Raw genomic sequence first — 20146 nt, 5'->3', positions numbered from 1 at the left:
ACCGGGGGTCAGCGCACGCTGCGGATGGGGCGCACGGCCAGCGCGCCGAGTACCGACAGTACGGCCGCGACCAGGAAGAGCGCCGTGTATCCGCCACTGAGCGACACGATGAGCGAGGCCACGAAGGGGGCGACGATCTGCGGGCCGGCGTTGGCGACGTTGAGGACGCCCATGTCGCGGGCCGCGTCCTCGGCCTTGGGCAGCACCATGGTCACCAGGGCGGTGTCGACGGCCATGTAGCAGCCGAAGCCGAGGCCGTTGACGACGGAGAAGGCGAGCATCGCGGGCCAGCTGCTGGAGACGGCCGGGATGACCAGCGCGACGGCGGCGAGCGCGGCGGAGGCGCCGACGAAGAGCTTGCGGCGGTCGAACCGGTCCGAGAGCCAGCCGCCGAGCACGGTGGAGACGACCATGGCGACGGAGTTGACCGGCATGAGGATGGCCACGGCCTCCTCGGCGCTCAGCCCGGCGGGCAGGTCGGTGTGGTCCTTGAGGATGTACAGCTGGAAGCCGGCCACGGCGAAGTAGCCGAGGACGAGCAGGGCGCGGCCGATGAAGGCCCAGCGGAAGTCGTGGTTCCCGAGGGCGTTGCCGAAGGCCGCGAGCTGCTGCCTGACCGGCAGCGGGGGCTTCGGGGGCATCCGCTCCTCGCGGGCGCAGGTGGTGAACAGCACGGCGGTGGCGGCGACGATCGCGCCGAAGACGAGGTAGCCGGTGCGGTAGTGCTCGGAGAAGGCCGCGCCGACGAGGGCGCCGATCGTGGAGCCGATGGGGAGGCCGAGACCGACGGCGGCCGAGGCCTTGCCGCGTGCGGCCATCGGGACCCGGTCGGGGACCACGGAGGTGATGGCGGCCTGGTAGATGTTCATGACGGCCTGCCCCAGACACCAGGCGATGGTGACCAGCAGGATCGTGTGGACGCTGCCGAGGAGCAGCATCACCGGGACGGCGAGCAGGCCGCCGGCGAGGATCCAGGGGTTGCGGCGGCCCGAGCGGTCCGAGAGGGCGCCCGCGACCGGGTTGAAGACGGTGGCGAAGATCGCGGATATGCCGGCGACGAGGCCGAAGTTCGCCACCTTGCCGGCGGGGTCGATGTCCTCGATCTGGAGCGCGAGGAGCATGCCGGCGACGCCGATGTAGAGGGCGTACATCGCGGTGTTGCCGGCGAGGAGCAGGGGCAGCAGCCCGCGGGTCGGCCGGGGCGCGGCGGGGGAGCCGGGGGCGGCGGTGCCGGTGGCGGGGCCTGGGGAGGAAAGGGCCACTGTGCCCTCCTGGGGAGATCGCCCGGTGCGGGGGCGGGAAACGGATGGAACGGGGGAGGTGACACGTGTCAGTGACAGGTGTAGGCATTGTGTAGCACCCCATTCCGGCCATCCGCCAGACCTGCGGCCGGATCGTTCTGGAAAGATGCCGGATCGATGAGCCAGCCAACCGAACAGTCCCCCGAACGCTCTTCCGGGCGCGCGGTCCCGACCAGCGCCGACGTCGCGCGCCTCGCGGGCGTCTCCCGGGCCACCGTCTCGTACGTCCTGAACAACACCTCGGCCGTCCGCATCAGCGAGCCCACCCGGCAGCGGGTGCGCGAGGCGGCCGAGGAGCTGGGCTACGTGCCGCACGCCGCGGCCCGCAGCCTGCGCGCGGGCCACAGCCGCATGGTGCTGATCCCCAGCTCCCACGTCCCCGTCGGACCGCTGTACAGCCGGTTCTTCAACGACTTCCAGTGGGCCCTGCGCCGCCTGGACTACACGGTCGTGCAGTACGGCAGCGTCGGCCTGGAGGCCGAGGAGGCCGCCCGCGCCTGGGCCGAGCTGCGGCCGGTCGCCGTGGTCTCCCTCGGCGAGGTCGAGCTCACCGGGCAGGGCGTCGAGATCCTCAAGCGGTCCGGGGCCCGGGCCGTGATCACCCTCGGCACCCAGCGCGTGGAGGGCACCCACGCCCTCGTCATGGACCAGGGGCGGGTCGGCGAGGTGGCCACCGAGCACCTCCTGGAGACCGGCCGGCGCCGGATCGGCGTCGTCGTGCCCGAGGAGCCGGGCCTCGGGATGTTCTCCGGACCCCGCCTCGACGGCGCGCGCCGCGCCGCCGAGCGCGCCGGCGCCACCGTCGTACCGCTGCCGCTGCGGTACGAGGAGGAGTCGGCGGACGCGCTGGCCGCGCGGTGGCGCGAGCTCGGGCTCGACGGCGTCTTCGCGTACAACGACGAGTACGCGATGCTCCTCATGCGGTCGCTCCAGGACGCCGGGATCTCCGTGCCCGACGAGACCGCCGTCGTCGGCGCCGACGACCTGCTCCTCGGGCGGCTGCTGCGGCCCCGGCTCAGCACCGTACGCATCGACATGGTGCTCGGCCGCGAGCTCGCGGAGCTGGTCGACCACGCCGTACGGGAGACGGACGCCCCGCCCGTCTCCCGCGACCTGCTCGACTCGCGGATCGTCCGGAGGGAGTCGAGCTGAGGGCAGACGGGGCGCCGGTCGCCGGCGCCGGTCGCCCGGGGGAACCGAGCCGACGGTCCGCCGGGACCCGTCACCTGGCGCGAGCCGGGTCGAGGGTCCTGCGTGCACGACTGTCCGGTGCAAGCCGGGTCCAGGGGACCGGCGGGCACGGCCGTGCGGCGGGGGTGAGCCGAGGGTGTGCCGTCGAGCCGTCGAGCTGCCGTCCGGAGCGAGCCGAGCCGGCGGTGCGCCGTCGTCCGGCGGGAGTCCCGTCGAGCGCTTAGCTTCGGTGCATGAGCACAGTTCCGAAGCGGTTCGAGATCCTGCTGGTGCCCGAGCACGTCGAGGACCGCGGCGGTGCCACCGTCGAGGACAGCGCCGTCCGCACGGCCGTCGTCGAGGCCACCGGCCGCCACGGCGAGTCGGGCTACCCGATCTACGAGGGACACGGCATCCGGGCCGACATCGACCCCGGGACGGGCGTGGTCGAGGCGCTGCTCGTCGACGGTCACGAGCTCGACTACGGCCTCACGGTCCTCGCGCGCCCCGCCACGGCCCGCTGACCGCCCCCCGACCTCCCCGGCTTCCGGAAACGGCCCGTTGACACGACGGGCCGCCGGGCAGAGACTCTGCGCGCCCAATGGAGCGAAGATTGCTTCACCAGGCGAACAGTGTCGTTCCGAAGGTCACGTGGGAGAGAGAACCGATGAGCATCCGCGACGTCTACATCGTCGACGCCGTCCGCACCCCGATCGGGAAGTTCGGGGGCGCCCTCGCCTCCGTCCGCCCCGACGACCTCGCGGCCCATGTCGTCCGCGCGCTCGTCGACCGCTCGCCCGCGCTCGACCCCGCGCGGGTGGACGACGTCTACTTCGGCGACGCCAACGGCGCGGGCGAGGACAACCGCGACGTCGCGCGCATGGCCGTCCTCCTCGCCGGCCTGCCGGTCAGCGTCCCCGGCGTCACCGTCAACCGCCTCTGCGGCTCCGGCCTGGAGGCCGTCATCCAGGCGGCCCGCGCCATCGCCCTCGGCGACGCCTCCGTCGCGATCGCGGGCGGCGTCGAGTCGATGTCCCGCGCCCCCTGGGTCCTGCAGAAGCCCGAGCGGGCCTTCCCCGCGGGCCACCAGCAGCTCCACTCCACGACCCTCGGCTGGCGCATGACGAACCCGAGGATGCCCGCCGAGTGGACGGTCTCCCTCGGCGAGGGCGCGGAGCTCGTCGCCGACAAGCACGGCATCACCCGCGAGCAGCAGGACGCCTTCGCCCTCGCCAGCCACCGGAAGGCGGCCGAGGCGTGGGCGAAGGGTCTGTACGACGACGAGGTCGTCCCGTACCCCGGGGCGGAGCTGACCCGTGACGAGTGCATCCGCGACAGCACGTCCATGGAGGCCCTCGCCAAGCTGAAGCCCGCCTTCCGCACCGAGGGCGGCACGGTCACGCCGGGCAACTCCTCGCCGCTCAACGACGGCGCGGCGGCGCTGCTCCTCGTCGACGAGGACGGGCTGCGCGAGACCGGCCGAGAGCCCCTCGCCCGGATCCGCACCTCCGCGGTCACCGGGATCGAGCCCCAGCTCTTCGGTCTCGGCCCGGTCGAGGCGGTCCGCCGAGCCCTGGGGAAGGCCGGGCGTTCCTTCGCCGACCTGACGACCTTCGAGCTCAACGAGGCCTTCGCGGCCCAGTCCCTCGGCTGCCTCGCGGAATGGCCGGAACTGGACCCCGAAATCGTGAATCCTCGCGGTGGAGCCGTCGCGATCGGTCACCCGCTGGGGGCGTCGGGCGCCCGCCTCGCCGGTTCGGTGGCGCACCAGCTCGCCGCGGCCGGCTCCGGCACGGGTCTCGCGGCCCTCTGCATCGGCGTCGGGCAGGGCCTCGCGCTGGTCCTGGAGCGCTGACGCCGACAGGACTCCCGACACGACGCGAGGGGGGTACGGGAGCGTCTCCCGTACCCCCCTCGCCGTGGGTCACTTGGCCTGCGCCTCGGCGATGGACTTGCGGACCTCGTCCATGTCGAGCTTGCGGGCCTGCCCGATGACGTCCTCGAGCGCGGCCTCCGGCAGCGCGCCGGGCTGCGCGAACACGGCCACGTTGTCGCGGACGATCATCAGGGTCGGGATCGAGCGGATCTCGAACGCGGCCGCCAGCTCCTGCTGCGCCTCGGTGTCCACCTTGGCGAAGACGAGGTCCTGGTGCCGCTCGGACGCCGCCTCGAAGACGGGGGCGAACTGACGGCAGGGACCGCACCAGGATGCCCAGAAATCGATGAGGACGAACTCGTTCCCGCTCACGATCTCGTCGAAGTTGTCCTTGGTGAGCGTTACGGTGCTCATGCTGCCTACCTTTCGGGTCTCCTGGCGGTGTCCTCACGGTCCCCTGGGGACTCGCCCGGCACAACGGCGTATCGAGCCGCGCTATTCCGCGCCCCGGGCACCAGACTGGGAGCCATGACACGAACGGTGGAAGACGAGCACGCGTACGACGTGGTGGTGATCGGCGCGGGCCCGGTCGGCGAGAACGTCGTCGACCGGGTGCGGGCCGGCGGCCTCACCGCGGCGATCGTCGAGGGCGAGCTGATCGGCGGCGAGTGCTCGTACTGGGCGTGCATGCCCAGCAAGGCGCTGCTCCGCCCCGCGATCGCCCGCTCCGACGCCCGCAAGGTGGCGGGGCTGCGGGAGTCGGTCTACGGCCCGCTGGACGCGATGGAGGTCCTCGCCCACCGGGACGAGGTCGTCGGGCACTGGAAGGACGACGGCCAGGTCGACTGGCTGGACTCCATCGGCGTCCGGGCCTACCGGGGGCACGGACGGCTCCACGGGCCGCGCCGGGTCGAGGTCGCGGGTCCGGAGGGCGAGCGCCACGTCCTCACCGCCCGGCACGCGGTCGCCGTCTGCACCGGCACCCGTCCCCTGCTGCCGGAGCTGCCGGGACTGCCCGCCGCGCATCCCTGGACCAGCCGGGAGGCGACCAGCTCCGACCGGGTGCCGGAGCGGCTCGTCGTGGTCGGCGGGGGAGTGGTGGGCGTCGAGATGGCCACCGCCTGGCAGGCCCTCGGGTCGAAGGTGACCCTGCTCGTACGGGGCGGGGGGCTGCTGCCGCGCATGGAGCCGTTCCTCGGCGAGCACGTGGCCGCCGCGCTCACCACGCGCGGCGTGGACGTCCGTACGGGCGTGGCGGTGAGCGCGGTGGTGCGCGACGGGGGCACCGGACCGGTCACCGTCGTCCTGGAGGGCGGCGACCACGTCGAGGGCGACGAGGTGCTCTTCGCGACCGGCCGGAAGCCGCGCACCGAGGACATCGGCCTGGAGACGGTCGGTCTGACACCGGGCTCCTGGCTCGACGTCGACGACACCCTCCGGGTCACCGGGAGCGACTGGCTCTACGCCGTCGGCGACGTCAACCACCGCGCGCTCATGACCCACCAGGGCAAGTACCAGGCGCGGATCGCGGGCGCCGCGATCGCCGCCCGCGCGCGCGGCGACGCGTCCCTCGACACCGGGCGGTGGGGCGCCCACGCGGCGACCGCCGACCACGCGGCCGTGACGCAGGTCGTGTTCAGCGACCCGGAGGCGGCCGCCGTCGGGCTCACCCTCGCCGAGGCGGAGCGCGCCGGACACCGGGTCCGGGCCGTGGACCTCGACATGCGGTCCGTCGCCGGGGCCGGCCTCTACGCCCAGGGGTACCGGGGGCACGCCCGGATGGTCGTCGACCTGGACCGGGAGGTGGTCCTCGGGGCCGCCTTCGTCGGGCCCGGCATCGGAGAGCTCCTCCACTCGGCGACGATCGCCGTCACGGGAGAGGTGCCGATCGCCCGCCTGTGGCACGCCGTCCCCGCGTATCCGACGCTGAGCGAGGCGTGGCTGCGACTCCTTGAGGCCTATCGGGGCTGACGCCCTGTCACTCTCCGCTCTCCGGTGCGGTGTTGACGGAGATCAGGTGCCCGGCTCGGTGGTGACGGGGATCAGCGCGCGCGCCGCCGAGCGCGCGATCTCCAGGGCGGGCCGGGGATCCCGGCCCGGCTCCTGGCCGAGGACCACCCGGGTGCTCAACCCGTCGAGCAGGGCCAGGAGTTCGGAGGCGCGGGCGTCGGCGTCCAGCGGGGCGAAGCGCCCGCGCGCCGCGCCCGCCGTGAGCAGGGCCTCCAGGTCCTCCTGCCAGCCGGCGTCCAGTTCGGCCTGGGCCTCGCGGAGCGCCGGGTTGCCGGGGGTGCGGGCCCAGAGCTCGATCCACAGCGTCCAGCGCGGGTCGCGCGGTCCGCGCGGGAGGTAGAGCCGGAGGAAGAGGTCGAGCTTGCGCTCGGCCGTGATCCGCCGGGCGAGGAGCGCGCGCCGCTCCTCGGCGAGCGCGGCCTCGCTCCACCGCAGGGCGGCGAGCAGCAGCAGGTCCTTGCTGCCGAAGTAGTACAGGATGTGGCCGCCGCTCGTGCCGAGCCGCTCGGCGAGTGCCGACATGGTGAGGGAGGCGAGGCCGTCCTCGGCGATCGCCGCCATGGCCTCCTCCAGCATCCGCTCCTGCGTGACGTTCCCGTCCCGCCGTCGTGCCGTGCCTGCCACCGTCGCCGCTCCCGTCCCGCCGTTCCGTGTCGCCCGGCGTCCCGTGCCGTGCGGGATCGACCTTAACCGCAACCTCCGAGGGTCTTGACGTGGCCTGAACCCATCGCACATCTTGAATGCCGTTCTAAAACTTAGAACGGCATTCAAGACAGGAGCGCGGTGTGCTCGAACACGAGACGGTGCCCGTGACCACGGGCGGCCGGACAGCGACCGACGAGGTCTTCCAGGTCGAGGAACACGGGATCGACCCCATCCCCGACGCCGAACGCCACGGCGGGGCCAAGGACGTCTTCTGGCTCTGGTTCGGCTCGAACCTCACCTTCACCTACGTCATCAACGGCGCCCTCGCCGTCGCCTTCGGGCTCTCCTTCTGGCAGGCCACCGCCGTCGTCGTCCTCGGCGGCCTCTCGTTCCTCGCCATCGGCGCGGCCGGACTCAGCGGCGTGCGCACCGGCACCGCCACCCTCGTCATCTCCCGCGCCGCGTTCGGCCGCCGCGGCAACTGGCCCGCCGGCCTGCTGAACTGGATCGTCAGCATCGGCTACACCATCGTCAACACCGTGGTGGGCACCCTCGCCCTCGAAGCCTTCTTCACCGACCTCGGTTGGAACGGCGGACACGCCGCCCGCGCCCTCGCGCTCGCCGTCACCCTCGCGCTGACCTTCGTCGTCGCCCTCTGGGGCCACGCCACCGTCCAGTTCGCCGAACGCTGGATGGCGTACGTCCTCGCCGCGGGCTTCGCCGCCCTGCTCGTCCTCGTCCTGCCCGGCGCCGACACCTCCGCCCCCGCCGCCGCGCCCGGCGCCTCCGGCTGGAGCCTCGCCTTCGTCGTCATGCTCGCCGGCCCCTTCTCGTACCTCCCCATGCCCGCCGACTACACCCGCTACCTGCCCCGCACCACCAGCCTCAGGGCCGTCACCTGGAGCGGCGCCCTCGGCGGCTTCGTCTCCTCCGTCGCCCTCGGCGTCGCCGGGGTCGCCGCCGCGACGCAGGCCGACATGACCGACGCCGTCGCGGGCACCGAGAGCCTCCTCCCCGGCTGGTTCCAGCCGCTCTTCCTGGCCCTGGTGCTCGGCGGCTCCGTCACCAACTCGATCATCACGCTCTACTCGTCGAGCCTGAACCTCCAGGTCCTCGGCATCCCCTGGAGCCGGGCCCGCGCCATCGTCATCAGCGCGGCCGTCACCGCCGCCGGCTCCCTCGGCGCCCTCTTCCTCACCGACTTCACGACCTCCCTCCTCTCCTTCCTCTCCCTCCTGATCATCGTCTTCGCCCCCTGGGGCGGGGTGTTCCTCGCCGACATGGTGCTCCGCCGCTGCACCTACGACTCCGCCGGCCTGCACGCGGACACCGGCGGCGCCTACTGGTACCGCTCGGGCTGGCACCCGGCCGGCATGACCGCCCTCCTCGCGGGCCTCGCCTTCTCCGCGCTCACCTGCGACTCCGAGCTGTGGACCGGCCCCCTCGTCGCCCCGCTCGGCGGCGCGGACCTCACGCTCCTCGGCGCCGTCGTCTCCGCCCTGGTGTACGTGCTCCTCGCCCGCCGCACCGTCGCCCCCCTCCAGTAACCCCCTCGTTCGTACGACACGGAGTCCCGCCCCATGAACCGCACCGCCCCCGCCGACCTCGTCCTCACCGGGGCCCGCATCCACACCGTCGACCCGGCGCTCCCCGAGGCCGAGGCCCTCGCCGTCCGTGCCGGCCGCATCGTCTGGATCGGCGCCGCCGCCGAAGCCGCCGACTGGACGGGGCCCGACACCCGGATCCTCGACGCCGGCGGGCGGCTCGTCCTGCCCGGCTTCGTCGACGCCCACAACCACGTCCGCCTCGGCTCCGACGACGCCTGCGTCCAGCTCGCCGGAGCCCGCAGCCTCGACGCGATCCACGAGCGCATCCGCACCTGGCACGCGGCCCACCCGGACGCCGGGTGGATCGAGGCCGAGGCCTTCGACTACTCCGCGATCCCGGACGGGCGGATGCCCACCGCCGCCGACCTCGACCCGGCCACCGGCGACACCCCGGCCCTCGTCCTCAGCTACGACGTCCACACCGCCTGGCTCAACACCGCCGCCCTCCGCCGCCTCGGCGTCGACCGCGACCACACCGAGCTGCCCTTCGGACGGGCCGTCACCGACCCCGCCACCGGCGAGCCCACCGGCTTCGTCAAGGACTTCGCCGTCAAGGGCCTCTCCCGCGACGGCCACCGCGCCCTCCGCGAGCTCGGCCTGCCCTGGGCCTCGACCGACCGCCAGTACGGACGGCTCGCCAAGAGCCTGGACGACGCCATCGGCTACGGCATCACCACCGTCGTCGAACCGCAGAACTCCCTCGACGACCTCGCCCTCTACGAGCGCGCCCGCCACGAGGGCCGACTGCGCTCCCGGATCGTCGCCGCGCTCTTCCACCCGCGCGGCACCACCGAGGAGGACCTGGACGCCTTCGAGACGGCGGCCGACGCGTACGCCGACGACCGGCTGCGGGTCGGCCCGCTCAAGCTGTACATCGACGACGTCGTCGAACCCCGCACCGCCGCCCTCCTGGAGCCGTACGCCGGCTGCTCCCACCACCGCGGTGACACCTTCTACCCGCCCGAGGAGTTCGCCGAGCTGCTCACCCGGCTCGACGCGCGCGGCTTCCAGTGCTTCGTCCACGCGACCGGCGACCGGGGCATCCGTACCGTCCTCGACGCCGTCGAGCGGGCCCGCGCCGTCAACGGGCCGCGCGACGCCCGCCACCAGGTCGTCCACGTCGAGTGCCTCGACCCGGCCGACACCCCGCGCTTCGCCGCGCTCGGCGTCGTCGCCTGCATGCAGCCGAGGCACGCCGCCCCCGACATCGCGGGGCCCGGCCAGGACTGGGCCGAGAACGTCGGCCCCGACCGCTGGCACAAGGCCTGGCCGCTGCGCAGCCTCCACGCGGCCGGCGCGGTCCTCGCCCTCTCCAGCGACTGGAACGTCGCCGAGATGGACCCCATGGTCGGCATCCACGCCGCCGTCACCCGCCGCCCGCCCGGCGGCGGCGAGGCCTGGACGGCGGGCGAGACGATCGACGTCGCCACCGCCGTCGAGGGCTACACGATGGGCTCGGCGTACGCGAACTTCCTGGAGCACGAGCGGGGCTCGCTGACGGTGGGCAAGCTGGCCGACTTCGTCGTCCTCTCCCGCGACGTCCTCCGCATCGCCCCGGAGGAGATCCCGGGCACGGTCGCGGAGGCGGTCGTGGTCGGCGGCGAGGTGGTCGTGGACCGGCGGGCGAAGGCGTAGGGCCTGTCAGTGCTCCCCGGACTCCACCGCCATGCGCCGGTCGAAGCGGCGGCCGCCGTCCCGTGACTCGTACACCCCGTCCTGGGTGGCGACGAGCAGCCGGCGGGCGTCCACGGCGGTGAGCGCCTGCGGGGCGCCGCCGGGCACGGGGGCGACCCGGGTCCAGGAGGCGCCCCTGTCCGTCCCCCGGAAGAGGACGCCGTCCGGGTCGATGCCGAAGAGGGCGTCGGGGGCGGCCCAGAAGACGTACGCGAGGACCCGCCCGGAGGCCGGCGCGAAGGTCCGGCCGCCGTCCGTGGAGCGGACGACGCCGGTCTCGGTGGTCGCGAGGACGGTGCCCGGGGCGGCGGGGGAGACGGCGATGTCGAGGGCGCGCAGCGAGGCGCGCTCCTCCCAGGCGACACCGTCGGCGCTGACCCGCAGGAGGCCGCGGGCGCTGTCGTAGCCGTAGACGGTGGCGTCGGACGCGGTGTCGAGCGCGTGGAAGTCGACCTTCCCCGCGAGGGACCTCTCGCGCCAGGTGCGGCCGGAGTCCGTCGACGCGATGAGCCCGAGGTCGGCGGGCCCGTCGCTGCCGGGGGCCGGGTGCCCGCTGGCGAGGAAGTCGCCCCGGGCGGTGACGGTGAACCCCATGAAGTCGTCACGGCGGTCACCGACGAGCACCGGCCGGCCGTCGGCGTCCGGGGTGTGGAGGCCCTGGTGGGTGGCGACGTACAGGGTGTCGCCGCGGAGCCCGAGCCCGTGGATGTGGCTGAGGGCGGGGGTGTCGGGGGCGGCGTCCCCGGAGCAGGCGGTGAGGGTCAGGGCGAGGACGGCCACGGCGGCGGTGGCCGCGAGGCGGGGGAAGTACCGGTTCATCGTTCTTTCGCGAGGGGTGCGGGGTACGTCGAGGGGGCGGCCCGCCCCGATGGGTCGGGGCGGGCCGCCGGGGGCTGGACCGGGGAACCGGATCAGCGGGCGGCCGAGGGGCCGGATGCGCGCGGCGGCTCAGGGGCCGGATGCTCGCGGCGGATCAGTGGACCGGATCAGCGGACCGGATCGGCAGCGTGGAGCAGCGGGCCTTCTGGGCCGGGGGCGGGGGCCGGGTCAGAGCCGGTCGAGGATCTTCTTCAGCTGGTCGACCTCGGCGGACTGCGTCCGTACGACGTCGTCGGCGAGCTTCTTGGCCGTGGCGTTGCCGCCGCTCTTCTGCTCGTCCTTCGCCATGGCGACGGCGCCGTCGTGGTGGGCGATCATCAGCTCGGCGAACTTCCGGTCGAAGGCCTTGCCCCTCGTCGCGGCCAGGTCCTTCATGTCCTGGTCGGACATCATCCCGGCCATGGCGTGACCGCCGTGCCCGGCGGACTCCGGCTTGCCCCAGCCCTTCAGCCAGGACTTCATCTTCTGGATCTCCGGGTCCTGGGCCTGCTCGATCGCGGCGACCAGCTTCTTGACCTCGGGGTCCTCGGCCCGGCCGTCGGCGAGCTTCGCCATCTCCAGGGCCTGCTCGTGGTGGGGGATCATCATCTGCGCGAACATGACGTCCGCGTCGTTGAAGGCCCCGGGAGCGGAGTCCGCGCCGGCGGCGGGAGCCGAGGCGGAGGCGGTGGCGGAGGACGTGGCGGACGTGCCGCCGTGGTCCATTCCGCTCATGCCGTCGTCGCTGCCGCAGGCGGTCAGGAGCAGTCCGGCTCCGGCGAGCGCCCCGACGAGGGCGAGCTTGCGGGTGGTGCGGGAGGTGAAGGCGCGCATGGTGATACCTCGTGTGCTGTGTGTACGTACAGACGGAAGAGAAGACCGCGGACGCGCGGGGGCATCGGAAAGCGACCCGTGGCGCGCGTCGGGTTCGGTCTAGATCCGCAGGACGGACAGCTGGGCGAGGTCCGGGGGCCTCGGAGGAGGCGCGTGCGGCCCGAGCGCGGGTGTGAGGCGCGCGAGGAGGAGGGCGAGCCAGTCGGGGCGGCGTCCGAGCGCGGCCCGGAGGAGCCCCGCGAGCAGCCAGGCGCCGAGGACGGCCACGCAGAGGGTGGTCATGTCCATCCCGGAACCCGGCTCGTGCCGGGCGTCGGAGTCCCCGTGGTCGTGCGGGGCGGCGACCTGCGCGGAGGCGCTGTGGTGCGGGGCGGAAGCGGCGTCCATGCCGCCGCCGGAGCCCTCGGGATGACCGACGGCGTGCATGAGGAACACCCCGAGGGCGAGCACGACGACGAGCAGGAGGTGCCCGACGGCACCTCCTGCTCGTGCACCGCGTTCCGCTCGGTGTGTCCGCACAGCCAGGCCTCCTGACCGCCGAATATACCGTGCGGGGGTATCAGCCGCGCGTCAGGACGGGGTATCGCCCGTCATGGCGGCGGCCATCCGCAGGTGCGGAGCGGCCTCGTCCTTGCGGCCCTGGCGCTCCAGGACGCGCCCGAGCATCAGTCGGGCGTAGTGCTCGACCGGGTCGCGCTCCAGGACGGCGCGGAGCTCGGTCTCGGCGCGGGAGAGCTGGGCGGAGTGGTAGTAGGCCCGCGCGAGGAGGAGCCGCTGGGCCGTCTGCTCCGGGTGCTCGGCGACGAGGCCGCGCAGGATGCGGACGGCGGTTCCGTACTCCTTCGCGTCGAAGAACAGCTGCGCCCGCTCCCAGCGTTCCCCGGCCGTTCCGAACTCGTAGTACGTGTCGCTCACTTGCTCTCCCTTTCCAGAGCTCCGGATCTGCCACCCTGTGGGGTGTCGACCAGGTCAACACCGCCATCTAGTTGAACATTCCATCAAGGATGGGTTGAGTGACATGAGCAATCTTGATCGTCAGGCCGCGCTGACCGTGTGCGGCGGCCGTGGCTTCGTCGTCGCCGAGCCGGTACGGGAGCTGCTCAGCCCCCGCCGCGTCCAGCTCGGCGAATCGACCGAGGTCCGCAGGCTGCTCCCGAACCTGGGCCGGCGGATGGTCGGGGCCTGGGCCTTCGTCGACCACTACGGCCCCGACGACATCGCCGACGAGCCCGGCATGCAGGTCCCGCCGCACCCGCACATGGGCCTGCAGACCGTCAGCTGGCTCCACGAGGGGGAGGTGCTCCACCGCGACTCCACGGGCAGCCTCCAGACGATCCGCCCGCGCGAACTGGGCCTCATGACCTCCGGCCGGGCGATCTCCCACTCGGAGGAGAGTCCCCGGCCGCACGCCCGCTTCCTGCACGGCGCGCAGCTCTGGGTCGCCCTCCCCGACACCCACCGGCACGTCGAACCCCACTTCCAGCACCACGCCGAACTGCCCCGGGTCACCGCCCCGGGCCTCACCGCCACCGTCATCCTCGGCACCCTCGACGGCGCCACCTCGCCCGGCACCACGTACACCCCGCTCGTCGGCGCGGACCTCGCCCTCACGGCGGGCGCCGAGACGAACCTGCCCCTGGACCCCGACTTCGAGTACGCGGTCCTCGCCATGTCCGGCGAGGCCCACGTCGACGGCGTCCCCGTCCTCCCCGGCTCCATGCTCTACCTCGGCTGCGGCCGCACCGGGCTCCCCCTCCGCGCCCTCTCGGACGCGGGCCTGATGCTCCTCGGCGGAGAGCCCTTCGAGGAGGAACTCGTCATGTGGTGGAACTTCGTGGGCCGCACGGACGAGGAGATCCGCCAGGCCCGCGAGGACTGGATGAAGAGCGACCGCTTCGGCGAGGTGAAGGGCTACGACGGCGACCGCCTGGACGCCCCGGAGGTCCCGGCGACGCAGCTGAAGGCCCGGGGGCGGGTGCGCTGACCTGGGGTTTCCTCTCCCGAGTCGATGCAGGGGCGGGGTGGCCGACGGAGTCTCGGCGAACCCCCGTCGGCCAGGCGACCACTCAGCGGGAGGCGCGGTACCTCCCCGCCTCCACCTCGGTGACGAGTCCGGCTCGAGTCAGCCGGTCCAGGTGGCGTACCGCCGTCCGTCGTTCCACCGGTTCCACGTGCGGGGCTTCGACATGGGGGCGGTAGACCAGGCGGTGTCCGACGATGTCCTCGACCGTGCGGGGTTCGCGCAGGAGGCCGAGGAGCGCGGTGTCCCGCTTCCGCACCACCTCCTCGAACGCGTCGAGGCGGCGGCGGAACTCCGCCGCGCCCTCGATCACGCCCTTCTGGTGGGACGTGCCGTACCAGCGGGCGTCGATCTCGCGGCAGCGGCGCATCGAGGCCTCGAAGGCGTCGAGGCTGCTTCCGGGGTCGCCGTAGTACGGGCCGAAGGACGTGAGGTCGATGTCCGCGACGAAGAGGAAGCCGTCGGGTTCGACGAGGAAGCCGCTGTGGCCGGCCGTGTGGCCGGGGAGGTGGACGACCGTCACCGTGCGCCCGCCGAGGTCGAACACGGTGCCGTCATCGAAGCCCTGGGCGTCCGGGCGGCCGTGGACGTGGAACTCGTCGCGCAGCATCCGGTCGACGGCGGGCACGGCCTCGGGCGGGAGGCCGAGGCCCGCGACCATGCTCTCGCGGGAGCGCAGTGCGTCGAGGTCGGCGCGGTGGACCCGGACCGGCGCGTCGTAGCCGGCCAGGCCGGCGATGTGGTCCTCGTGGGCATGGCTGACCAGGACCGCGTCCGCCGGTGGGGGGTCGGTGACCAGAGACAGCGACGGGTCGACGACCAGCGACTCGGCTGTGCCGCGCACGAGCAGCGAGTTGGCGTGGGGATACGCGCCTCGGTGAGGTCCTACGAGCACACGGACCCCGTCGTATTCCTCTTGCATCTCCTACCTTTCTGACTGGGGCGCTGTCGGTGGTGACCCCTTCGAGGAAACACCCTGGGACGCCTGCCGGCGCACCGGCTCCGGCATGACGAAGCGGACCGGAGGGGCGATCAGCGGACCGGCACCGCCCAGGAGGAACAGGTGACGCCGGGTGTCGGGGCCGCCGGCCTCGATCAGCGCGACCCGGACGTCCGGGCCCTCGGACAGGCGCGACGCGAGGACGCAGCCCGCGGATCCGGCACCGACGATGACGTAGTCGTACATGTTCGTTCCGTCCCTTGAACGAATGGTGCGTGGTCGCCGACGAAGGCGTGTGGAGCGGTCGTCCGGTGGCCCGGCGGGCCACCGGACCGTCAGATCCCGCCGGCCCGGTGGCTGCCCCGCTGCCGGGGCGAGCGCACCGGATCCAGGGCGTGCGTGAGGAACTCGAGCTGATCGGCGAGCGTCTGCTGCTGCCCCGGCCAGGCGGGCGAGCCGGCCGATGCCGCCGTGCCGCACGAGCTGCGTCAGCGTGGCGACGCCGTCCGTCGCGGGCGTCAGCGAGACGACCGCCGCGATGCGCCGGGCCTGCCGTGCCCGAGTCCCGTCGTGCGGATCAGGCCGGGGGAAGGGCCTGTTCGGCCCAGATGACCTTGCCCTCGCGGTTGTGCCGGGTGCCCCAGCGCTCGGCCAGCTGGGCGACGAGCAGCAGACCGCGGCCGCCCTCGTCGAAGGTCCGGGCCCTGCGCAGGTGCGGGGCGGTGCTGCTGGCGTCGAAGACCTCGCAGGTGAGCGTGGTCTGGAGGATCAGTCGCAGTTGGACGGGGGGTCTGCCGTAGCGGATCGCGTTCGTCACCAGTTCGCTGACCACGAGTTCCGTGGCGAAGGACAGTTCGTCGAGTCCCCAGGCGGTGAGCCGCTCGGACGCGAAGGCGCGGGCCCCGGCGACCGCGGCCGGATCGGACGGCACGTCGAGCGTGGCGACGTGCTCCGGGTCGAGCGCCCGGGTGCGGGCGACGAGGAGGGCGACGTCGTCCGTCGGCTGCTCGGGCAGCAGCTCGGACAACAGCCGGTCGCAGACCTCCCCCGGTTCCTCCGGGGCCCGGGCCAGGACGTCGCTCAGGACGGCGCGCGCGGCGTCCACGTCACGCGTCCGGTTCTGGATCAGGCCGTCGGTGTACAGCGCGAGGAGGCTGCCCTCCGGAAGCTCGAACTGGGCAGTCTCGAACGGCAGTCCGCCCAGGCCGAGGGGCGGTCCGATGGGCATCTCGGGGAAGTCGACCGAGCGGGGCGCGCCGGCGGTCGGAGGCGTGCCCACGGCCGGCAGTACGTGTCCGGCGCTGGCGAGCGAGCACGCGCGGGACACCGGGTCGTAGATCGCGTACAGGCAGGTGGCGCTGAGCTCGCCGTCGTCCCGCGCCTCCTCGCGCTGCAGCCGGATGACCACGTCGTCGAGGTGGGTGAGCAGTTCGTCGGGCATCAGGTCGATGTCGGCGAAGGCGCGGACGGCCGTGCGCAGCCGTCCCATGGTCGCGGCGGCGTGGAGACCGCGGCCGACGACGTCGCCCACGACGAGCGCCACGCGGGCCCCGGACAGCGGGATCACGTCGTACCAGTCGCCGCCCACGCCCGCGCGGGAGCCGCTGGGCAGGTAGCGGGAAGCCGTCTCGACGGCCGACTGCTCCACCGTGTGCCGGGGCAGCAGGCTGCGCTGGAGCGTGAGCGCGGTCAGCCGCTCGTGCGTGTACCGGCGGGCGTTGTCGGTGGACACCGCGGCCCTGGCCGCGATCTCCTGGGCCAGGAGGAGGTCGTCCTCGTCGAACGGTGCCGCGGCCCGGCCGCGGAAGAAGTGGACGAGGCCCAGGGTCTGCCCGCGCGCCTGGAGGGGGAGCAGCAGGGCGGAGTGGAACGCGTCGTCGTCGTGGGGTGCCTCCCGTTCCTCGGCCGGGGTCCACCACGCGGGGGCGGGGGGTGCCGTCACCTGGTGCAGGAGGGGTTGCCCGGTGCTCAGGACCCCGGCCGGCTCCGACTCCGCCGCGAAGGCGTGCGTGCGCCCCGTGGCGACCGGGAGGGCCTTGTGGGGGGCGGGCAGTTGCGCGACGCGGCGCAGCGACGGCTGGGCCTCGGCCGGCTGTGTCGTGCCGTCCTCGTGGAGGACGGAGTCGAGGAGGTCGACGGCGACGAGGTCGGCGAAATCCTCGGTGCCGACCTCCGCCAGCTCCTGGGCGGTGCGGGCGATGTCGAGCGTGCTCCCGATGCGCGCGCTCGCCTCGTTGGTCAGGAGGAGTCGCCGCTGCAGCCTGCGGTCGCGCTCCTCCTGGTAAGCGGTGACGACCTCTTCCGATCCCCGGTCCACGTACGCGAAGGCCATGGCGACCAGGCGCATCGTCGCGTCGTCGATGAGCCGCCAGTCGTCGGTGAGCCGGGTGGCCTGCTCCCGCACCTGTTCGAGGAGGGTGAGGTGGCCGAGCCGGTAGGCCCGCAGGAGCAGGCTCAGGGGCACCCCGCGCCGGGCGGACTCGCGGGTGACGTCCAGGGCTTCGGGAGGGAAGACGAGCTCGGCGGCATCGAGGCCCCGCTCGATCATGTCCAGGAAGGCGGCCACGTGCCCGGCCGTCTCCACCGCCGTGAGGAGGGCCAGATCCCCGTGCTCCTCCAGTTCGGGAAGCTCCTCGCGCATCCGACGCAGCAAGGTGTCGGCCGAGCTGTCGATCCGCGGCCGGAGCTCTTGAGCCAGGCGACGCAGGAACGCGGCGACATCCGTCTCCATAACGGAAACGTACCTTCCGGCCGATCTCCCTGCCCGCCGACCGGCGGGATCTTGACAGCGCCGCACCGGAGCCGTCAACTCCAGAAACTGAAATCGAATCGAGATCGATTTCTCTGAGAGGTCCCTGTGCGCTCCGCCTTCGAATCGCGCCCCACCCCCCCCAGCGGCCGCCCGACGTCCCACCGCAGCACGCGGAAGCCCTCCGCAAGGTCCTGCACGACAACCGGCGCGGGTTCCGCCGGCCAACGCCGTTCCCCTCGCCATCGGCATCCTGCTGTCCTGCGTCCCCGGGATGGCGCCGCGGCGCCCGTGTACGGGCGGCTCACGCTGGGCCTCGTCCGGGGGATTCGGCACGGCCGCCCGGGCCCCCGTCATCAGCGCCTTCCTGGTGTCCGTCGGCCTGTGCCTGCTGTGGGTCTTCACCCTCGCCTCCCAGGACGACCGCCCGGAGCGGCTCCACGTCGCCGACCGCTCCCTCTCGCCCCTGCTCGACGGTCTCGCCCTGGCGGGCGAGCAGATCACGATCGTCGTCCTGGTCGCGGTGACCGGGGTGGTCGCCCTCTTCGGATGCGACGGGTTCAGCTCCGCCGTCGACAGCGTCATCGCCCTCGCCGTCCTGATCCCCTTCGCGCAGAAGATCCGCGACACCGGCGGATACACGCTCGGCGACTTCTTCTCCCAGCGCGCGTCCGGACCGGGGCCGCGCCGCGCCGCCCCCGTGGTGACCCTGGTCATCACGCCTCCGCTGCTCATGGTCCAGCTGCGGGCCGGCGACATCAGCGCGGCGCTCCTCATCGGCATGCCGACGGGCACGGCCCAGGTGGCGTGCATGATCATGATGGGCTTCCTCGTCGCCTTCCACGGCTACCCGATCGAGTTCCTCGTCACCTTCTCCCTCGGCGTCACCGCCTCGTGTGTCTTCCCCGTCCTCGTGTACTCCTTCTTCTGGCGAGGGTTCGACCACCGGGGACTGCAGTGGTCGGTCTACGGGGGCCTGTTCCTGTGCACCGTGCTGACGTTCTTCTCGCCCACCGTCTCCGGAACGGACTACGCCCTCTGGCCGCGGGCGGACTTCGACTGGTACCCCCTCCACGCGCCGGGCCTGGTCTCCGTGCCGGCCGCGTTCCTGCTGGGGTGGCTCGGCAGCAGGAGGTCGCGGGCGGCGACCGCACCCGTTCCCCGGCACCCCTGACCCCGCGCGCGGGCGAACACGCCAGAGCCCTTCCGGTGGCCGATCGGCCACCGGAAGGGCTCTTTCCGCTACAGGCCCGTGCTCAGGGGGTGAGCACCAGACGGATCGGGTCGCCGATCTTCTTCTCCAGACGCGCGACGGCGTCGGCCGCTTCGGCCAGCGGCACGTGGGCGGTGATGGACGGCGCCAGGTCGAGGCGCCCGGCCGAGGCCAGGCCGACGAGCTGCTCCACGTGCTCGGGCTCGGACCCGTAGTGGCCGCGGACCTCGTTGATGTTGAAGCAGAAGCCGATGCTGTCGGCGATCGTGACCGGCTCGGGGGTCAGCCCGGCCAGGACCAGCTTTCCGAACGGCCCGAGGACGGCGGCGGCCTGGGCGCGGGCCGCGCCCACACCCGCGAAGTCGAACGCGACGTCGAGACCGCGCCCGGCCGTGGCCTCCCGTACCGACTCGGCGAAGTCCGGCGCGAGCGGGTCGAACGCGAAGTCCGCCCCGAAGGCGAGGGCGCGCTCGCGCGCCGAGGGCAGCGGGTCGACGGCGATGATCGGGGCCGCGCCGACCATGCGGGCCAGCCGCACGGCGTGGGCGCCGAGGCCGCCCGCACCCCGGATGCCGACCGCCTGGGCGGGGCGGACCGCGCCCGTGCCGATGATCGCGGCGTACGGGGTGGAGACCGCGTCCGGGATGATCGCGGCCTGGTCGAAGGGCAGGTCGTCCGGGATCGGCAGCAGGGCGTCCTCGCGGGCGATCGTGTACTGGGCCCAGCCGCCGTCGTAGTCCAGACCGCGGGTCAGCGGCCGGTGGCACATCATGCGGCGCAGGCAGCCGGCGCAGTCGCCGCAGGCCTCGCCGGCCTGGAGCACCACGCGCTGACCGGGCGCCCAGTCGCCCCTCACGTCCGGGCCGAGCGTGTGGACGACGCCGGCGACCTCGTGGCCGAGGGTGACGGCGCCCGCCTTCGTGACCGCGTCGACCGGGAAGAAGGGGCTCAGGCTGCCGTCGATCAGGTGGACGTCCGACAGGCAGACGCCTGCGGCCCGCACCTCGACGAGGACCTCGCCCGGCCCGGGGACGGGTACGGGGACCTCTTCGACGGCGAAGGTCCGGGTTTCCAGGTGGAGCCGTCCGGCGAGCATCGTGCTCATGGGGATCTCGATTCTCTGCGGGGAAACGCACCCGTGTGACGGTGCGAAGGCGACTTGTTCGAATGAACAAGTCGTTTAACCGTGTCGATGGACAAGGTCGCCTGTCAAGCGGTTCCGCCCCGACGTTCCGCCGTCCGTTTTAGT

18 protein-coding genes and 1 pseudogene are annotated in these 20146 nt (G+C 73.3%); 8 read left to right on the top strand and 11 right to left on the bottom strand.

What is annotated here, in order from left to right:
- Positions 1–8: 8 nt before the first annotated feature.
- Complete coding sequence (locus GGE06_RS38525) at positions 9–1262, bottom strand: MFS transporter (protein ID WP_184933005.1); 1254 nt, start codon at positions 1260–1262, stop codon at positions 9–11.
- A 156-nt stretch (positions 1263–1418) separates the two neighbouring features.
- On the opposite strand from GGE06_RS38525, the gene GGE06_RS38520 reads away from it, so the two are divergent.
- The 3 genes from GGE06_RS38520 (at position 1419) to GGE06_RS38510 (ending at position 4326) form a co-directional block, all read left to right on the top strand.
- Positions 1419–2453, top strand: coding sequence for a LacI family DNA-binding transcriptional regulator (locus GGE06_RS38520; RefSeq protein WP_116157608.1), 1035 nt, complete (start codon positions 1419–1421; stop codon positions 2451–2453).
- Between the two features lie 272 nt (positions 2454–2725).
- A complete protein-coding gene (locus GGE06_RS38515; RefSeq protein WP_184933004.1) occupies positions 2726–2995 on the top strand; it encodes a hypothetical protein in 270 nt (89 codons plus the stop codon).
- A gap of 143 nt (positions 2996–3138) precedes the next feature.
- Positions 3139–4326, top strand: a complete 1188-nt coding sequence (locus GGE06_RS38510; protein WP_184933003.1) for a thiolase family protein — start codon at positions 3139–3141, stop codon at positions 4324–4326.
- Between the two features lie 69 nt (positions 4327–4395).
- Here the strand turns inward: GGE06_RS38510 and trxA are convergent, their stop codons facing one another.
- Positions 4396–4761 (bottom strand): thioredoxin, encoded by a 366-nt coding sequence (trxA, locus tag GGE06_RS38505; RefSeq protein ID WP_116157605.1) that lies wholly within the window; start codon positions 4759–4761, stop codon positions 4396–4398.
- A 114-nt stretch (positions 4762–4875) separates the two neighbouring features.
- On the opposite strand from trxA, the gene GGE06_RS38500 reads away from it, so the two are divergent.
- Positions 4876–6318 carry a dihydrolipoyl dehydrogenase family protein gene (locus GGE06_RS38500; RefSeq protein ID WP_116157604.1) on the top strand — a complete coding sequence of 481 codons (1443 nt, stop codon included), beginning with the start codon at positions 4876–4878 and terminating at the stop codon, positions 6316–6318.
- Between the two features lie 42 nt (positions 6319–6360).
- Here the strand turns inward: GGE06_RS38500 and GGE06_RS38495 are convergent, their stop codons facing one another.
- Positions 6361–6981: a TetR/AcrR family transcriptional regulator gene (locus GGE06_RS38495; protein WP_116157603.1), complete on the bottom strand. Its 621-nt coding sequence runs from the start codon at positions 6979–6981 to the stop codon at positions 6361–6363.
- A 161-nt stretch (positions 6982–7142) separates the two neighbouring features.
- On the opposite strand from GGE06_RS38495, the gene GGE06_RS38490 reads away from it, so the two are divergent.
- Both GGE06_RS38490 and GGE06_RS38485 read left to right on the top strand, forming a co-directional pair.
- On the top strand, positions 7143–8549 hold the full coding sequence (locus tag GGE06_RS38490; RefSeq protein WP_116157602.1) for a purine-cytosine permease family protein: 1407 nt from the start codon (positions 7143–7145) through the stop codon (positions 8547–8549).
- Between the two features lie 33 nt (positions 8550–8582).
- Complete coding sequence (locus tag GGE06_RS38485) at positions 8583–10244, top strand: amidohydrolase (protein WP_184933002.1); 1662 nt, start codon at positions 8583–8585, stop codon at positions 10242–10244.
- A gap of 6 nt (positions 10245–10250) precedes the next feature.
- On the opposite strand, the gene GGE06_RS38480 is transcribed toward GGE06_RS38485, so the two are convergent.
- The 4 genes from GGE06_RS38480 to GGE06_RS38465 form a co-directional block, all read right to left on the bottom strand.
- Positions 10251–11102: a F510_1955 family glycosylhydrolase gene (locus GGE06_RS38480; protein ID WP_184933001.1), complete on the bottom strand. Its 852-nt coding sequence runs from the start codon at positions 11100–11102 to the stop codon at positions 10251–10253.
- 228 nt (positions 11103–11330) lie between these two features.
- Positions 11331–11975: a DUF305 domain-containing protein gene (locus GGE06_RS38475; RefSeq protein WP_184933000.1), complete on the bottom strand. Its 645-nt coding sequence runs from the start codon at positions 11973–11975 to the stop codon at positions 11331–11333.
- Positions 11976–12074: 99 nt separating this feature from the next.
- Entirely contained in the window at positions 12075–12494 is a 420-nt protein-coding gene (locus tag GGE06_RS38470; RefSeq protein ID WP_184932999.1) for a DUF6153 family protein, read from the bottom strand.
- Positions 12495–12545: 51 nt separating this feature from the next.
- Positions 12546–12917: a tetratricopeptide repeat protein gene (locus GGE06_RS38465; RefSeq protein ID WP_184933026.1), complete on the bottom strand. Its 372-nt coding sequence runs from the start codon at positions 12915–12917 to the stop codon at positions 12546–12548.
- A 76-nt stretch (positions 12918–12993) separates the two neighbouring features.
- Between GGE06_RS38465 and GGE06_RS38460 the strand changes: the two genes are divergently transcribed.
- Positions 12994–13959, top strand: a complete 966-nt coding sequence (locus GGE06_RS38460; protein ID WP_116157596.1) for a pirin family protein — start codon at positions 12994–12996, stop codon at positions 13957–13959.
- A gap of 82 nt (positions 13960–14041) precedes the next feature.
- Here the strand turns inward: GGE06_RS38460 and GGE06_RS38455 are convergent, their stop codons facing one another.
- From GGE06_RS38455 to GGE06_RS38445, 3 genes and pseudogenes are all read right to left on the bottom strand, one after another.
- Complete coding sequence (locus tag GGE06_RS38455; RefSeq protein ID WP_184932998.1) at positions 14042–14917, bottom strand: MBL fold metallo-hydrolase; 876 nt, start codon at positions 14915–14917, stop codon at positions 14042–14044.
- Between the two features lie 138 nt (positions 14918–15055).
- Positions 15056–15181: pseudogene (locus tag GGE06_RS38450) on the bottom strand (lycopene cyclase family protein); the annotation flags it as partial.
- Between the two features lie 331 nt (positions 15182–15512).
- A complete protein-coding gene (locus GGE06_RS38445; RefSeq protein WP_184932997.1) occupies positions 15513–17666 on the bottom strand; it encodes a SpoIIE family protein phosphatase in 2154 nt (717 codons plus the stop codon).
- Positions 17667–17958: 292 nt separating this feature from the next.
- Between GGE06_RS38445 and GGE06_RS38440 the strand changes: the two genes are divergently transcribed.
- Positions 17959–18858 (top strand): sodium:solute symporter family transporter, encoded by a 900-nt coding sequence (locus tag GGE06_RS38440; RefSeq protein ID WP_184932996.1) that lies wholly within the window; start codon positions 17959–17961, stop codon positions 18856–18858.
- 82 nt (positions 18859–18940) lie between these two features.
- Here GGE06_RS38440 and GGE06_RS38435 read toward each other — a convergent pair whose 3' ends face one another.
- Positions 18941–20002: a zinc-binding dehydrogenase gene (locus tag GGE06_RS38435; RefSeq protein WP_184932995.1), complete on the bottom strand. Its 1062-nt coding sequence runs from the start codon at positions 20000–20002 to the stop codon at positions 18941–18943.
- Positions 20003–20146 lie beyond the last annotated feature (144 nt).

The sequence above is a fragment of the Streptomyces nymphaeiformis genome (assembly GCF_014203895.1).
GTDB classification, from domain to species: domain Bacteria; phylum Actinomycetota; class Actinomycetes; order Streptomycetales; family Streptomycetaceae; genus Streptomyces; species Streptomyces nymphaeiformis.
This window is presented reverse-complemented; position numbering and strand designations above follow the sequence as displayed.

Coding starts and splice junctions, on each gene's coding strand:
- GGE06_RS38520 (WP_116157608.1), top strand. CDS start 1,419: ATGAGCCAGCCAACCGAACAGTCCCCCGAACGCTCTTCCGGGCGCGCG.
- GGE06_RS38515 (WP_184933004.1), top strand. CDS start 2,726: ATGAGCACAGTTCCGAAGCGGTTCGAGATCCTGCTGGTGCCCGAGCAC.
- GGE06_RS38510 (WP_184933003.1), top strand. CDS start 3,139: ATGAGCATCCGCGACGTCTACATCGTCGACGCCGTCCGCACCCCGATC.
- trxA (WP_116157605.1), bottom strand. CDS start 4,761: ATGAGCACCGTAACGCTCACCAAGGACAACTTCGACGAGATCGTGAGC.
- GGE06_RS38500 (WP_116157604.1), top strand. CDS start 4,876: ATGACACGAACGGTGGAAGACGAGCACGCGTACGACGTGGTGGTGATC.
- GGE06_RS38485 (WP_184933002.1), top strand. CDS start 8,583: ATGAACCGCACCGCCCCCGCCGACCTCGTCCTCACCGGGGCCCGCATC.
- GGE06_RS38480 (WP_184933001.1), bottom strand. CDS start 11,102: ATGAACCGGTACTTCCCCCGCCTCGCGGCCACCGCCGCCGTGGCCGTC.
- GGE06_RS38475 (WP_184933000.1), bottom strand. CDS start 11,975: ATGCGCGCCTTCACCTCCCGCACCACCCGCAAGCTCGCCCTCGTCGGG.
- GGE06_RS38460 (WP_116157596.1), top strand. CDS start 12,994: ATGAGCAATCTTGATCGTCAGGCCGCGCTGACCGTGTGCGGCGGCCGT.
- GGE06_RS38455 (WP_184932998.1), bottom strand. CDS start 14,917: ATGCAAGAGGAATACGACGGGGTCCGTGTGCTCGTAGGACCTCACCGA.
- GGE06_RS38445 (WP_184932997.1), bottom strand. CDS start 17,666: ATGGAGACGGATGTCGCCGCGTTCCTGCGTCGCCTGGCTCAAGAGCTC.
- GGE06_RS38440 (WP_184932996.1), top strand. CDS start 17,959: ATGGCGCCGCGGCGCCCGTGTACGGGCGGCTCACGCTGGGCCTCGTCC.
- GGE06_RS38435 (WP_184932995.1), bottom strand. CDS start 20,002: ATGAGCACGATGCTCGCCGGACGGCTCCACCTGGAAACCCGGACCTTC.